The sequence below is a fragment of the Candidatus Planktophila limnetica genome, from assembly GCF_002288365.1.
Lineage (GTDB): Bacteria > Actinomycetota > Actinomycetes > Nanopelagicales > Nanopelagicaceae > Planktophila > Planktophila limnetica.
Genome location: NZ_CP016782.1, coordinates 965,737 through 979,712, shown reverse-complemented (window position 1 = coordinate 979,712; position 13,976 = coordinate 965,737). Strand labels below are relative to the sequence as shown.

At 45.4% G+C, this 13,976-nt stretch carries 14 protein-coding genes and 2 tRNA genes; 15 read left to right on the top strand and 1 reads right to left on the bottom strand.

Annotation, left to right across the window (positions count from 1 at the left end):
• Positions 1–3 precede the first annotated feature (3 nt).
• The 14 genes from hrcA to PHILAsVB114_RS05060 all read left to right on the top strand — a co-directional run bounded on the left by hrcA (position 4) and on the right by PHILAsVB114_RS05060 (position 11,237).
• Positions 4–1,017, top strand: a complete 1,014-nt coding sequence (gene hrcA, locus PHILAsVB114_RS05125; protein ID WP_095698303.1) for a heat-inducible transcriptional repressor HrcA — start codon at positions 4–6, stop codon at positions 1,015–1,017.
• Positions 1,018–2,118 carry a molecular chaperone DnaJ gene (dnaJ, locus tag PHILAsVB114_RS05120; protein WP_095698302.1) on the top strand — a complete coding sequence of 367 codons (1,101 nt, stop codon included), beginning with the start codon at positions 1,018–1,020 and terminating at the stop codon, positions 2,116–2,118. It abuts the gene before it with no gap.
• 2 nt (positions 2,119–2,120) lie between these two features.
• Positions 2,121–2,846: a 16S rRNA (uracil(1498)-N(3))-methyltransferase gene (locus PHILAsVB114_RS05115; protein ID WP_095698301.1), complete on the top strand. Its 726-nt coding sequence runs from the start codon at positions 2,121–2,123 to the stop codon at positions 2,844–2,846.
• A 4-nt stretch (positions 2,847–2,850) separates the two neighbouring features.
• A complete protein-coding gene (locus PHILAsVB114_RS05110; RefSeq protein ID WP_095698300.1) occupies positions 2,851–3,198 on the top strand; it encodes a histidine triad nucleotide-binding protein in 348 nt (115 codons plus the stop codon).
• 19 nt (positions 3,199–3,217) lie between these two features.
• Positions 3,218–4,201, top strand: a complete 984-nt coding sequence (locus PHILAsVB114_RS05105) for a PhoH family protein (RefSeq protein ID WP_095698299.1) — start codon at positions 3,218–3,220, stop codon at positions 4,199–4,201.
• Positions 4,198–4,635, top strand: a complete 438-nt coding sequence (gene ybeY, locus PHILAsVB114_RS05100; protein WP_095698298.1) for an rRNA maturation RNase YbeY — start codon at positions 4,198–4,200, stop codon at positions 4,633–4,635. Before PHILAsVB114_RS05105 ends, ybeY begins: the two co-directional genes overlap by 4 nt.
• On the top strand, positions 4,632–5,909 hold the full coding sequence (locus PHILAsVB114_RS05095) for a hemolysin family protein (RefSeq protein WP_204246772.1): 1,278 nt from the start codon (positions 4,632–4,634) through the stop codon (positions 5,907–5,909). The genes ybeY and PHILAsVB114_RS05095 overlap by 4 nt, the downstream gene beginning before the upstream one ends.
• Complete coding sequence (locus PHILAsVB114_RS05090; RefSeq protein ID WP_095698296.1) at positions 5,896–6,216, top strand: cytidine deaminase-like protein; 321 nt, start codon at positions 5,896–5,898, stop codon at positions 6,214–6,216. Before PHILAsVB114_RS05095 ends, PHILAsVB114_RS05090 begins: the two co-directional genes overlap by 14 nt.
• 32 nt (positions 6,217–6,248) lie before the next feature.
• Complete coding sequence (locus tag PHILAsVB114_RS05085) at positions 6,249–7,040, top strand: fumarylacetoacetate hydrolase family protein (protein ID WP_095698295.1); 792 nt, start codon at positions 6,249–6,251, stop codon at positions 7,038–7,040.
• The gene (gene gltX / locus PHILAsVB114_RS05080) at positions 7,027–8,490 is read left to right on the top strand and encodes a glutamate--tRNA ligase (RefSeq protein ID WP_095698294.1); all 1,464 of its coding nucleotides are present in this window, start codon (positions 7,027–7,029) and stop codon (positions 8,488–8,490) included. The genes PHILAsVB114_RS05085 and gltX overlap by 14 nt, the downstream gene beginning before the upstream one ends.
• Before the next feature lie 30 nt (positions 8,491–8,520).
• Positions 8,521–8,592, top strand: a tRNA-Gln gene (locus tag PHILAsVB114_RS05075).
• A gap of 30 nt (positions 8,593–8,622) precedes the next feature.
• Positions 8,623–8,695 (top strand) — tRNA-Glu (locus PHILAsVB114_RS05070).
• A 44-nt stretch (positions 8,696–8,739) separates the two neighbouring features.
• Positions 8,740–9,996 (top strand): alpha-hydroxy acid oxidase, encoded by a 1,257-nt coding sequence (locus PHILAsVB114_RS05065; protein ID WP_095698293.1) that lies wholly within the window; start codon positions 8,740–8,742, stop codon positions 9,994–9,996.
• Positions 9,996–11,237, top strand: a complete 1,242-nt coding sequence (locus tag PHILAsVB114_RS05060; protein ID WP_095698292.1) for a benzoate/H(+) symporter BenE family transporter — start codon at positions 9,996–9,998, stop codon at positions 11,235–11,237. The genes PHILAsVB114_RS05065 and PHILAsVB114_RS05060 overlap by 1 nt, the downstream gene beginning before the upstream one ends.
• Here the strand turns inward: PHILAsVB114_RS05060 and PHILAsVB114_RS05055 are convergent.
• Positions 11,203–12,909: an IlvD/Edd family dehydratase gene (locus tag PHILAsVB114_RS05055; protein ID WP_095698291.1), complete on the bottom strand. Its 1,707-nt coding sequence runs from the start codon at positions 12,907–12,909 to the stop codon at positions 11,203–11,205. The two genes, PHILAsVB114_RS05060 and PHILAsVB114_RS05055, sit on opposite strands and share 35 nt — an antisense overlap.
• A 20-nt stretch (positions 12,910–12,929) precedes the next feature.
• Here PHILAsVB114_RS05055 and PHILAsVB114_RS05050 point away from each other — a divergent pair, with 20 nt between their 5' ends.
• Complete coding sequence (locus tag PHILAsVB114_RS05050; RefSeq protein WP_204246770.1) at positions 12,930–13,976, top strand: zinc-dependent alcohol dehydrogenase; 1,047 nt, start codon at positions 12,930–12,932, stop codon at positions 13,974–13,976.

The following is a 13,976-nucleotide window of genomic DNA, read 5'->3' as shown; positions in this document are numbered from 1 at the left end:
CTCGTGTCAGTACGCCGTTTAGAAATTCTGCGCGCAATTGTCGATGAATACGTCTTGACACAAGAACCCGTAGGTTCAAAATCTATTGCTGCGCGCAGTGGCCTAGGAATTTCACCGGCAACTATTCGAAATGAAATGGCTGTACTAGAAGATGAAGGCTTGATTACTCATCCGCATACAAGTGCTGGACGTATTCCAACAGATCTTGGTTACCGCGTATTCGTAGATAAGTTAGCGACAGTCAAACCTTTATCTAGCGCCGAACGCCGCGCTATCGAAACATTTTTAGAAGGCGCACTTGATCTAGACGATGTTGTACTGCGCACGGTTCGTCTGCTTGCAGATGTCACAAAGCAGGTTGCAGTTGTTCAATACCCATCAATGGTGAAATCACGTGTGCGCCACGTGGAACTCGTTGCGCTGACACCTTCTCGATTGATGATGATTTTGATTACTGATTCAGGTCGCGTCGAACAACGTGTGCTTGAGCTCGCAGGCGATGTTTCGGATCTGTTCTTGTCTACTCTGCGCAATCAATTAAATAATGCAGTGATGGGACAGCGTTTACCAGATGTCGCAGATCGAATCTCAGGCATTTTAGAGAGCTACAGCGCAGCCGATAGAAAAAACGTTGCAGTTGTGATTTCAGCTCTGATTGAAATGGCAATGGAGCGCCCAGAAGAAAAAGTTGTATTGGCCGGAACTGCAAACCTTGCGCGCTTTAGTGAAGATTTCTCAACAAATATTCATCCAGTATTAGAAGCACTCGAAGAACAAGTTGTTTTGTTACGTTTACTTGGAGATGCTGGAGAAAATGTTCAGGTTCGAATTGGCACAGAACAGAGTGAGCGAAATTTGAGAACAACTTCCCTTGTCACAGTCGGATATGGCGCAACGGATTCACCTCTAGGTGCACTTGGGGTTTTGGGGCCTACACGTATGGATTACGCGGGTTCTATTGCAGCAGTTTCAGCCGTTGCTCGTTACGTCGGTCGCTATCTCAATGAGGGTGCGTAAGTGGCAGATCATTACGACGTTTTAGGAGTATCGCGCGATTCATCAGCAGATGAGATTAAACGTGCATATCGAAAGTTAGCTCGCGAATTACATCCTGATGTAAATCCTGATCCGCACACACAAGAAAAATTCAAAGAAGTAACTGCTGCATATGAAACTTTAAGTGATCCACAAAAACGTCAGATGTATGACTCAGGTGGTAGCGGATTTGGTGGCTTTGGTGGTGGCAGTGGCTTTGGCGACATCATGGATGCATTCTTTGGTGGCGGCGGAAGTCGCGGACCACGTCCGCGAGTACGCGCAGGACAAGATGCACTGATCCGAGTCGAAGTTGATTTATATGAAGCAGCCTTTGGAACAGAAAGAGATATCACTTTAGAAAGCGCTGTTGCATGTGAAGAGTGCCAAGCAACTGGATGCGCAGATAACACTCACCCTGAAATGTGTGTGGTCTGTAAAGGACGTGGTGAAACTCAACAAGTAACGCGTTCAATTCTCGGACAGGTGATGACATCTCGTCCATGTAATACGTGTAATGGTTTCGGTTCTGTTATTTCCCGTCCTTGTCGCGAGTGTGCTGGTGATGGTCGTGTGCGTGCTCGTCAAACAATTAACATCAAGATTCCAGCAGGAGTTGAAACGGGTAATCGAATTCAAATGTCTGGTCGCGGTGAAGTTGGACCTGGTGGTGGACCAGCCGGTGATTTATACGTAGAAATAGTTGAACGCCCTCACGAATTTTTAGTTCGAGATGGCGATGATTTACATCTTCAAATCGGAATTTCAATGGCACATGCAGCACTTGGTACTCATGTTCAAGTAGAAGGCCTGGACGGAACCATTGATGTTGAAATTAAGCCGGGTATTCAAAGTGGTTCACCTATCGTACTTAAGGGGAAAGGTGTGACACACCTGCGTACTTCCTCACGTGGTGATCTGATTGTCCATGTTGAAGTTCAAACACCTCTAAAACTTAATCGTGAGCAAGAAGAGCTGTTGCAAAAATTTGCCGATGCACGTGGTGAAAAGCAAGGCGATGTGCATTTGAGTAATCGCGAGGGTGGATTATTTGGAAAACTCAGGGGAGCGTTTCACCGCTAATTATGTTGACTCTATTTTTTGTTGACGATCTTCCACGCAAGGTGGGCTCTAGCTATGAATTTGATTCAGATGACGCCCAACACGCAATTCGCGTATTACGAATGAGTGCTGGCGAGACATTTATGCTCTCAGATGGACTAGGTGCTTGGTCGAAGGTAAAAATATATGCAGTTAAAAAGAAGTCACTTGAAGTAGAAGTAATCGAAACTGGTATGCAAGACCCTCTGGAAATTTCATTTACTGTGGTTCAGGCTCTTCCCAAAGGTGATCGTTTAAAAGAGTGTATTGAGCTGCTCACCGAAGGTGGCGTTGACACAATTATTCCGTGGTCAGCGCAGCGCTCTATTGGTAAAGCGGAAAAAGGGATTGAAAAACTACAAGTAACTGCTCGTGAAGCAAGTAAGCAATCTCGCCGTCTGTTTATTCCAGAAGTTACTGATGTGGCAAATACTTCCAAGGTGGTTGAACTAATTGCCGAACACGATCTCGTTTTGGTTTTCCATGAGAGCGCGACGAGTAAAGTTTCAGAAATTATCACTAAAAAATACTCAGAGTCTGCAAAAGTCATGATAATTATTGGCCCAGAAGGTGGAATCACAAATGAGGAGCACGAACTCTTCACCTCTGCTGGAGCCAAGGTTGCATTGATGGGGCGCCCAATTTTGCGAAGTGCGCATGCGGGTCTTGCAGCAATGAGCGCTGTAAACGCCCTCCTTAAAGTATGGTGACGATATGGCGCTAGATCCAAATTGCTTGTTTTGCAAGATCATCGAAGGAGAGATTCCTGCCGACATAGTTTTTCGAAATGAAAACGTCGTCGCATTTAATGACATTAATCCGCAAGCGCCAACTCATGTGTTATTAATTCCTACGGTTCACACAGAAAATATCGCTGGTCTCGCAAAGATTTCTGGCACCATCACGGCTGCTTTGTTTACTGCCGCTGCAGAGATTGCCGAACAACGCGGACTCACTGGTTATCGCACCGTTTTTAACACTGGCGAAGCAGCCGGTCAGAGTGTTTTTCACGCTCACATGCATCTCATAGGCGGGCGTGGACTCGCCTGGCCGCCAGGTTAAAAGTAGTATTTCGCTCAATATGCAGCGCACTCTAGTCACGGTTCCGCCAGCCATTTCAATGGTTTCACTCATTGGCACCCACGATGACAACCTACGAATTGTTGAAGCAGCCTTTCCTTCCGTTGCAATAACAGTGCGTGGAAATGAAATTACATTGCGCGGTCCGCATGCAGAATGCGCCGCTGTAGAAAAGCTCTTCTCAGAACTTCTAGTTGTGATCCGCTCAGGACAAATTGTTACAACCGATGCCATCACGCGCTCCATCGCAATGCTTGCACAAGAGCCACAAGAGCATCCAGCCGAAGTTTTATCTCTTAACATTGTTAGCAACCGCGGACGTACTATTCGTCCAAAGACTGCCAATCAAAAGCGTTACGTAGAAGCTATTGAAGAGAACACAATTACTTTTGGAATTGGTCCAGCCGGAACAGGAAAGACTTATCTTGCAATGGCCAAGGCAGTATCTGCGCTTCAAAATAAAAAGGTAAACAGAATTGTTCTTACGCGTCCAGCAGTTGAAGCCGGCGAACACTTAGGATTCTTACCAGGCACACTAAGCGATAAAATTGATCCATACCTTCGCCCCCTCTTTGATGCGCTACACGACATGATCGATCCGGATTCAATTCCACGTTTGATGCAATCAGGAGTAATTGAAGTAGCACCTCTTGCCTATATGCGCGGTCGCACCCTCAATGATGCTTTTGTTATTTTGGATGAAGCGCAGAACACAACTCCAGAACAGATGAAGATGTTTTTAACTCGTCTGGGATTCGGTTCCAAGATGGTTATCACAGGCGATGTGACCCAGGTAGATCTTCCAAATCTTCAGCACTCTGGATTGCGCGTGGTTCGCAATATCCTTAATAACATTGATGACATCGCATTCTTGGAGCTAACTGCAGAAGATGTTGTTCGCCACCGACTTATCGGTGACATTGTGAAGGCATACGATACTTTTGATGAAAATAAGCAAGTCCCAAGGCCTATTCGAAACACATGACAATAGAAATTACTAATCGCTCTGGACAATTAGTCCCTAGCGATAAATGTCTCTCCCTGCTCACTTATGCGTATGGAAAATTAGAACTGCACCCTGATTGCGATCTGAACTTAACTTTCATTGATGACAAAGAGATGCAAGAGCTTCACATTAAATGGATGGATTTACCTGGAAGTACCGATGTTCTTTCATTTCCTATGGATATGCCAGAAAGCGGAGATGATCCTGTAACTCTTGGTGACATTGTTATCTCACCACGATTTGCCGAAGATCAGGCAACAAAAGCTGGTCACAGCATTAACCACGAGATTTTTATCTTGGCTACACATGGCTTGCTGCACATACTTGGTTATGACCACGAAGATATTGAAGATGAAGGCGTGATGTTTGCTCTGCAAGAAACGATTGTGAGTGAATGGGAGGAGATGCAATGAGTCCCTATGCAATTGTTGCAATCATTCTTCTATTGAGTTTTGCAGGTTTCTTAGCCGCAACTGAATCAGCACTGACATCGATATCACGTGTGCTCATTGAGGCCCTTGAGAGTAAGCGTGGGGGAGAGTTACTTAAAAAATTTAGCAAGCAACCAGCTAAATACCTCAACGTAATTTTGCTTGTTCGTAAAACATGCGAATTAACAGCAACTGTCTTGCTTGCCTCCATTTTGCTTCGAAATTATCCATCTGCACAAGCAATGGCGCTCACAGTTTTGATTATGGTCATTATTTCCTACGTTGTAGTTGGCGTTGGGCCTCGTACATTAGGTAAGCAACACCCTCATACGTGGGCGCGAGCAGGAATTGGCGTTGCTTTCTTTCTAGCATTTATTTTGGGACCAGTGACGAAGTTACTTATTGCAATTGGTAACGCGATTACACCAGGTGTTGGATTTAGAACTGGTCCCTTTACAAATGAAGCAGAACTTCGCGATTTAGTGGATCAAGCACATGAACGTGGGCTCGTTGAATCAGATGAACACGAAATGATTCACTCAGTATTTGAATTAGGTGACACGTTAGTTCGTGAATTGATGGTTCCTCGCACAGACATGGTCTGGATTGAAAAAGATAAATCTCTGCGTCAAGCCTTATCTCTTGCACTTCGTTCGGGCTTCTCACGCGTTCCAGTTGTCGGTGACAGCATCGATAAAATCATTGGTATTGCATATGTAAAAGACTTAGCACGACGCACCCTTGATCATCATGAAGCAGAAACAAACGAACGCGTTGAACAACACATGCGCCCCGCAACCTTTGTTCCTGAGAGCAAAATTGCAGCAGATTTACTGAAAGAGATGCAGCGCGATCAGATTCACTTAGCCATTGTGGTTGATGAATATGGTGGCACCGCAGGAATTATCACTATTGAAGATATTCTCGAAGAAATTGTTGGCGAAATTGCTGATGAATTCGACGATGGTGTTGAAGCATTTACATGGGTTTCTGAAGGCAAGGCACGTGCAAAGGCGACACTACATATTGAAGATTTGGCTGATGAATTAGGTATTGAAATAGCTGAAGTTGATTTTGAAGATGTGGACACCATTGGTGGACTGATGGCGCAAAAACTTGGACGTGTTCCAATTGCTGGAAGCACAATTACTGTGGGGGATTACTTAATTACCTCCGAGCGACCAGTAGGAAGACGTCGTAGAATTAGTAGCGTATTAATTGAGAAGATAGAAAGTGCTGGAAATGACAAGCTTTAGTAATCCCGAAGACCAGAAGTTGTTAACTCTTGCCTCAGCAACTCTTAAGCGCACCGGTGCTGCGCAAGCAGCCGCGCTTCGAGATAACACAGGACGCACATATGTTGCTGTAAACATTGCAACACCATCATTAACCCTTGATGCATGCGATTCAGTATTTACAGTAGCAACGGCATCTGGAATCGCTGGAATTGAAAGCGTTGTAGTTGTTGGTCAAAAGCCATCCGGTGCTGGTGTGCTTCGTGATTTTTCTGCAAGCGCGACTCTCTTTTATTGCGCAGATAACGGGGAAATTTCTACGCTTTAGCCATTGGCTAATACCCCCGATACAATTTAGCAATGCGAATTGTTCGTTTTTCTCCTGGACCAAACTCTGGATTAGGTACTGATCCTCTCTTTGGTCTGCTCGAAGAAGACGGAACAAATATCTCAGTAATCGCTGGAGATCCTATTTATGCTGGCGTGAGCAAAACTGGAGCAGTCACACAGTTATCTGATGTTCGCTTGCTCGCCCCAGTTATCCCACGGAGCAAAGTTGTCTGCATTGGAAAGAATTATGCAGACCATGCAGCCGAGATGGGTTCAGAAGTTCCAAGTGAACCGATAATTTTCCTAAAACCAAATACATCTGTCATCGGACCTAACGACACAATCGTCTGGCCAGCCATGTCAGAACGAGTAGATCATGAAGCTGAATTAGCAATTGTTATTGGTCGAATTTGTAAAGATGTTCCACGCGAGCGAGTTAACGATGTTATTTTTGGTTACACAGTTGCTAATGATGTAACTGCTCGTGATTTGCAGAAAAAAGATGGTCAGTGGAGCCGTGCAAAAGGCTTTGACACATTCTGTCCACTTGGCCCTTGGATTGACACAGATTTCATCCCGGGCACACAACGAATTACGGCAACGGTGAATAATGAATTAAAGCAGGACGCGCATTTGAATCAGATGATCTTTGGAGTTGCCGAAATTGTGCAATTTGTTTCTCAAGTAATGACTCTGTTACCTGGCGATGTAATTCTTACCGGAACGCCAGCGGGCATTGGACCAATACAACCTCAAGGAAGCGTTACTGTTGCCATCGAAGGTTTAGGCGAGTTAACGAATCGAGTGAGTGCGCGTGGCTAAAAAAGTAAAGGTACGTTTCGCACCGTCGCCAACTGGTGATCTACACGTTGGAAATATTCGCACTGCTTTATTTGATTGGGCATATGCACGTCATACAGGCGGAACATTTCTTTTTCGCATTGAAGATACAGATACCACTCGCGTAACAGATGAATATATTCAAGCAGCGATAGATACGCTCAAGTGGCTTGGACTCAATTGGGATGAGGGTCCAGAAGTTGGTGGAGACAACGGCCCATACCTGCAATCACAACGTTTAGATATTTATGCGAAGTGGGCACAAACATTTCTAGATCAAAAAGATGCCTATCACTGCTATTGCACACCCGCTGAGTTAGAAGCGACTCGTGAAGCACAACGCGCTGCCAATGTTGCACCTGGTTATGACGGAAAGTGCCGCGATTTAACTGCAGAACAAGTAGCTGCTTACAAGGCTGAAGGTCGCGAAGCTGTCGTGCGTATGCGCATGCCAGATGGATCAACAACTTTTGTTGATGAAATTCGCGGTGAAGTAGCCTTTGATCACAAGTTTGTCCCTGACTTTGTTTTAGTTCGCGCAGATGGTTCACCGCTCTACACACTTGCAGTTGCAGTCGATGATGTTTTGATGAAGGTCACACACGTATTACGTGGGGAAGACTTACTCTCATCGACACCACGTCAGATTCGCGTGTATCAAGCGATGGGTGTTAAGACCGATGATTATCCAGTCTTTGCTCACTTGCCATTTGTCATGGGACAAGACAACGCAAAGCTATCTAAGCGAAACGGCGAAGTTTCAATCGCGTGGTATCGCGAGCAAGGTTATTTGCCTGAGGCAATCTGTAATTATTTAGCACTGTTGGGTTGGTCACCGGGAGATGATCGTGAAAACATCACGATGAAAGAGCTGTGCGAACTATTCACAGTTGAAAAGGTTCACTCTTCACCTGCTCGCTTTGATATGAAAAAACTCGAAGCAATCAATGGAGACAAGATCCGTGCCTTGACACTGGATGAGTTTTTGAAGTGGTCACTTCCATTTTTAACAAAAGCAGGCATCATTACAGGCACCGATAGCGAAGTCGCATTAGTAAAGGCTGCCCTTCCAATTATTCAAGAGCGCATCGTTAAACTCGATGAAGTTCCGCAGATGCTGAAATTTCTATTTGTGAAAAAATTTGAGGTGGAAGCAGAGAGCGTTTCAAAAATCGCCGATCAAGTTTCAAAAGATGTTCTTAAGCGCTCACTGAAAGAATTAGAGCCACTAGCAACGTGGAACCATGACAGCATCGAAGCAGCACTTCGTGCAAGCTTGATCGAAGAGATGGGACTCAAGCCACGCATTGCATTTACCGCAATTCGTATTGCAACTACTGGCAGCACAATTTCTCCACCGCTATTTGAATCAATGGAGTTACTTGGTAAAGAGGTATCGCTGGCGCGTATTGCAGCGTCGTTAACGCTCTAATTGGTGCGGTATTCTTTGCACTGCCTATTTTGGGGTATGGGGTAATTGGCAGCCCTGCTGATTCTGGTTCAGTAAGTCTAGGTTCGAGTCCTGGTACCCCAGCGAACTAAGTTTTAAAGAAGAAAAAACTAGGGCCCCGTCGTCTAGCGGCCTAGGACTCTGGCTTCTCAAGCCAGCTACGAGGGTTCGAATCCCTTCGGGGCTACGAACGTTGTTGTTTTTTTCGTAAAGAAAAAGGAGAGGTAAGCGATGGCTCAATCTGGTTCTAGAACTAGAGTAAAAGTTAAGCGCCGCATTCCTCATATCGGCGATCTTGCAGCACTCCTAAAGTTTAGAAAGCCAATCTTTAGTGCAAAAAAGCGCAGACTCACTCGCGCGCTCACAATTTATGATCTTCGAGCGATTGCTAAACGCCGCACTCCACAAGCCCCATTTGATTACACCGATGGATCTGCAGATCAAGAGATTAGTTTGACTCGTGCACGTAAAACTTTTGAAGAGATCGAATTTATTCCAAATGTATTGCGCGATGTTTCAAAGGTTGATGCATCCGTAACGATGCTCGGTCGCAAGCACTCATTACCATTTGGAATCGCTCCAACAGGATTTACTCGCATGATGCAGACCGAAGGCGAAATCGCAGGGTGTACAGCTGCTGCCGATGCCGGGATTCCTTACACGCTTTCAACTATGGGTACGCGTTCAATTGAAGATGTTGCTGCTGCAGCACCCCATGGGCGTAATTGGTTCCAGTTATATATGTGGAAAGACCGCGATCGTTCAATGGCACTAGTCGATCGTGCAAAAGCTGCAGGCTTTGACACTCTTGTTTTAACTGTAGATGTACCAGTTGCTGGTGCTCGACTTCGCGATGTGCGAAACGGAATGACAATCCCACCCTCACTGACATCTAAGACAATTTTAAATGCAATCCCACGACCGGCCTGGTGGCTTAATTTTCTCACTACAGATCCATTGAAGTTTGCATCTATGGACGCATGGAATGGCACCGTGGCAGAACTTCTCGATTCAATGTTTGATCCAACAGTGACCTTTGAAGATTTGAAGTGGATTCGCAAAAACTGGAAGGGCAAGCTCGTTGTTAAGGGAATTCAAAACGTCGATGATGCAGTCAAATCTGTTAGCGCCGGAGCCGACGCAATAATCTTGTCTAACCATGGCGGTCGCCAATTAGATCGCGCACCTGTTCCATTTTTATTACTTCCAGAGGTTCGCAAAAAGATTGGTAAGAAAGCCGAACTTCATATGGACACAGGAATCATGCATGGTGCCGACATCGTTGCCGCCCTTGCAAATGGTGCAAACTTCACATGGATTGGTCGTGCGTATTTGTACGGCTTGATGGCTGGTGGACGAGATGGCGTTGATCGCTCAATTGAAATTTTGAGTTCTCAGGTTTACCGCACTATGAAATTACTCGGTGTTAAATCAGTATCCGAACTTAATCCTTCTCACGTTCGTACGATCAATAGATTCGCGAAGTAATGTCTGAGGTCGAATCTGGAACGACAGATCTCCCACTATTTAAAGCACTCGCACATAATCTTCGCAATCTACCTAAAGCAGCATCATGGACAGCTTTACTATCTGGATTTCTAGTTGTCTTTGTATCTACCACTGGGCCTATTGCTATTTTGTATCAAGCAGCAGCTGCTGGAAAATTGCCCATTGAGTTAACGAACTCGTGGCTCTTTGCTGTTTTCTTAGGTTCTGGTCTCTTCGGTTTATTGCTCACTCTTCGTTTTGGAATTCCAATTATCGGCTCTTGGGCATCAACGACCACGGCTCTGCTAGTTACAGGTTTAGTAGATCACCCGTTTTCAGAAGTTATCGGTGCGTATTTTGGGGCTTCAATTCTGTTGATGATCGTCGGGTATACAGGAATTTTCAATAAATTAATGCAATCTATTCCCCACGCAATCATTATGGCGATGCTTGCAGGTGTGTTACTGACCTTTGGAACGCGCATCTTTACATCCACTCGTATTAATCCATTAATGGGATTGTTAATGCTCGCTGTTTTCTTCCTTGGACGGACTCTTAAGTGGCGAGCACCGGTATTGGCTTCATTTGCCGTTGGTTTAATAACTGTGATTGCACAATCAAAAATTGATGTACCACCCCTTGATTTTGAAGTCGTTACACCTGTCTGGACAAACCCAACATTTTCATTAGGATCTTTATTCACACTAACAATTCCAATTTTCTTAGTGGTGATGACAACTCAAAACGCGCCAGGTATTGCCCTGCTCAAGGCGGTTCACTACAAAGCTCCTGTTAATCAAATCGTTCACTTCGGTGGCACATTGTCGTTATTAGGCGCTGGCTTCGGTGGTGCTGGAGTTAATTTATCTGCGATGACAGCAACAATTGCTATTTCACCGGACAGTGATCCAAATCCAAAGACTCGCTACTTCGCAGGTGTTGTATCTGGTGTTGCCTATTGTGTCGCTGCGCTCTTTGCTGGAATCTTTTCAGCTCTATTCGGTGCATTTCCAGTTGAACTCACAGCAATTCTTGCTGGCCTTGCACTCTTGCCAGTTATTACAGCCGCACTTACTGATGCACTTGAGGAAAAAGACTTTAGAGATTCTGCAGTTGTAACTTTCTTAGTAACAATTTCTGGTGTTTCAGGGTGGGGCATTGGCTCACCATTCTGGGGATTAATTGCTGGTATTGCAGTGCACAAATTTAGTGCGATTCGCGCGTCACGTCAGAGCCGCTAGAACCAATTAAGAAATCTAGGTCTGCACCTGTATCTGCTTGCATGACGTGATCGATATACATTCTCTGCCATCCGCGATCTGGATTCGCATATGCATTTTCAGTGGCTACAGACGCTTTACGAGCGGCAAGCTCAGATTCTGAAACCTTCACATTTAATGTGCGAGCTGCAACATCTAATTCGATGATGTCACCAGATAGAATCTTTGAAAGTGGACCACCTGCTGCAGATTCGGGTGCAACGTGCAAAATAACTGTTCCATACGCGGTGCCACTCATGCGTCCATCGCAAATTCGAACCATGTCAGTAACTCCGTGAGCCACTAATTTTCCTGGAATTTTCATGTTGGCAACTTCTGGCATTCCTGGATAACCCTTGGGTCCGCAACCGCGCAGAACCAAAACAGAATCTGCGGTGACATCTAAATCGTCAGAGTCAATACGTGCATGAAAATCTTCGATACTTTCAAAAACAAGTGCAGGTCCTGAGTGCTTCAGTAGTGCTGGGCTAGCCGCTGCAGGTTTAATGACCGCACCAAGTGGTGCAATATTTCCGCGAAGAACTGCGATGCCAGCTTCTTTTTGTAGGGGAGCATCAATGCTTTTAATAACTTCAGAGTCAAAAATCTCGCCATCGCCAATTGTTGATGTGATGGATTTTCCAGTAACCGTTATGGCTTGTGGGTTGAGAAGTTTTTCAAGTTGTTTAAATACTGCGCTTAAGCCGCCAGCACGATAAAAATCTTCCATCAAGAACTTTCCAGAAGGCTGAAGGTTTACGAGTAGCGGAATTCGTGAGCCAATGCGATCAAAATCATCGAGGCTGAGTTTTATGCCGAGTCGACCTGCGATTGCTAGCAGATGCACAACAGCATTTGTTGACCCACCAATTGCAGCAAGGGCCAGGATTGCATTTTCAAAAGAAGCCTTAGTCATAACATCACTTGGTTTGAGATCACTTGTAACCATCTCAACAATTCGACGACCAGTGTTATGGGCCGCTTGTAGTAATCGACTATCTGCAGCCGGTGTTCCTGCAACTCCCGGGAGAGTCATTCCGAGTGCTTCAGCCATAATTCCCATGGTGGATGCGGTTCCCATTGTGTTGCAGTGTCCGCGGGAGCGAATCATTGCTGATTCAGAGTCTAAGAATTTAGCTTTACTTAATAGTCCTGCGCGAACTTCTTCACTCATGCGCCACACATCAGTTCCACAACCAAGTGGAGAACCTCTAAAAGTTCCGGTCAACATTGGACCGCCTGGAACAACAATTGAAGGAAGATCAACTGATGATGCGCCCATCAACAATGCAGGAATTGTTTTGTCGCAACCACCTAATAAAACTGCACCGTCAATTGGATTTGCACGCATCATTTCTTCTGTAGCCATGGCAGCCATGTTGCGCCACAACATTGCAGTTGGTCGTACTTGTGTTTCGCCCAGAGAAATCATTGGCAAGTTCAGTGGAACTCCGCCTGCTTCCCAAATTCCATTTTTCACACTCTGCGCAATTTCATCTAAGTGCGTATTGCAGGGTGCAAGGTCTGATGCGGTATTAACAATTGCGATCTGCGGACGTCCATCGAATGCCGAATCTGGATTACCGCGGCGCATCCATGCGCGATGAATGTAGGCATCTCTACCGTCGCCGGCGTACCAATGCGAACTTCTCACTCAAAGAGCATAGCCGTGCTGTGAATACTTCGTCTAGCATTGGCGTTCTTATGAAGGCATTCGTAGTTCATTCACCAGGTCAATCAAGTATTGAAGAAGTTGATGCACCTGTTGCACAGCCAGGTCATGTTGTCATTGATATTGCACGTGCGGGCGTATGCGGAACCGATGTTGAATTTTTCAATGGCGACATGGCTTATTTTCAAACAGGTGAAGCTAAATATCCGATGCGACTTGGTCACGAATGGTGTGGCACAGTTTCAACTGTTGGCGATGGTGTGGATAAAAAATGGATTGGCAAACGTGTTACAGGTGACACGATGCTGGGATGCCAAAAGTGCAAGAGATGCAAATCTGGATTACAACATGTATGTGCCGATAGATTTGAAATCGGAATTAGAAATGGATGGCCAGGAGCACTTGCTGAACAATTATTAGTTCCTGAGTTTGCACTTCACGAACTACCTGATTCCATTGATGACACCATTGGCGCACTCATCGAACCTGGCGGGAACTCTTTGCGATCAGCCCAAGCAGCTCACGCAGCACCTGGCAAAAAAGTTTTAGTGTGGGGAAGCGGAACTATTGGATTGCTTACCGCGCAATTTGCTCTAGCAATGGGAGCCGAAGTGCATATGGTTGGTCGCAATCCCGCGACCCTGTCTTTAGCTAAAGATTTAGGTGTGCATTTTTCTACACAAGAGTTTGAAGAAGTAGATGGTGGCTTTGATGCCATTATTGATGCCACAAATAGCGCGGCGATTCCAGCGGAAGCACTTGCCCGCGTAGAACCGGGCGGACGTGTTGTTTATATTGGAGTTTCAGGTGAACCAAGCACACTAGATAGTCGATCTCTTGTACTTAAAGATGTCACGGCAGTTGGAATTCTCTCAGCATCGCCTGGTTTAAAAGGAACCATTGATTTCTATTCACGTGGTGAAATTGATCCACGTCCAATCGTTGCTGCAACAGTTGGTTTATCAAAGAGTTCTGATGTTCTATCAGGCAAGAAAATTGAAGGTGCTGGAGTTGGCCCGAAAGTTCATATAGATCCACGAATTATGTAG

Bases quoted from the DNA above. Each gene is read 5' to 3' on its own strand.
- PHILAsVB114_RS05115 (WP_095698301.1), top strand. From the start codon at position 2,121: ATGTTGACTCTATTTTTTGTTGACGATCTTCCACGCAAGGTGGGCTCT.
- PHILAsVB114_RS05110 (WP_095698300.1), top strand. From the start codon at position 2,851: ATGGCGCTAGATCCAAATTGCTTGTTTTGCAAGATCATCGAAGGAGAG.
- PHILAsVB114_RS05105 (WP_095698299.1), top strand. From the start codon at position 3,218: ATGCAGCGCACTCTAGTCACGGTTCCGCCAGCCATTTCAATGGTTTCA.
- ybeY (WP_095698298.1), top strand. From the start codon at position 4,198: ATGACAATAGAAATTACTAATCGCTCTGGACAATTAGTCCCTAGCGAT.
- PHILAsVB114_RS05095 (WP_204246772.1), top strand. From the start codon at position 4,632: ATGAGTCCCTATGCAATTGTTGCAATCATTCTTCTATTGAGTTTTGCA.
- PHILAsVB114_RS05090 (WP_095698296.1), top strand. From the start codon at position 5,896: ATGACAAGCTTTAGTAATCCCGAAGACCAGAAGTTGTTAACTCTTGCC.
- PHILAsVB114_RS05085 (WP_095698295.1), top strand. From the start codon at position 6,249: ATGCGAATTGTTCGTTTTTCTCCTGGACCAAACTCTGGATTAGGTACT.
- PHILAsVB114_RS05065 (WP_095698293.1), top strand. From the start codon at position 8,740: ATGGCTCAATCTGGTTCTAGAACTAGAGTAAAAGTTAAGCGCCGCATT.
- PHILAsVB114_RS05060 (WP_095698292.1), top strand. From the start codon at position 9,996: ATGTCTGAGGTCGAATCTGGAACGACAGATCTCCCACTATTTAAAGCA.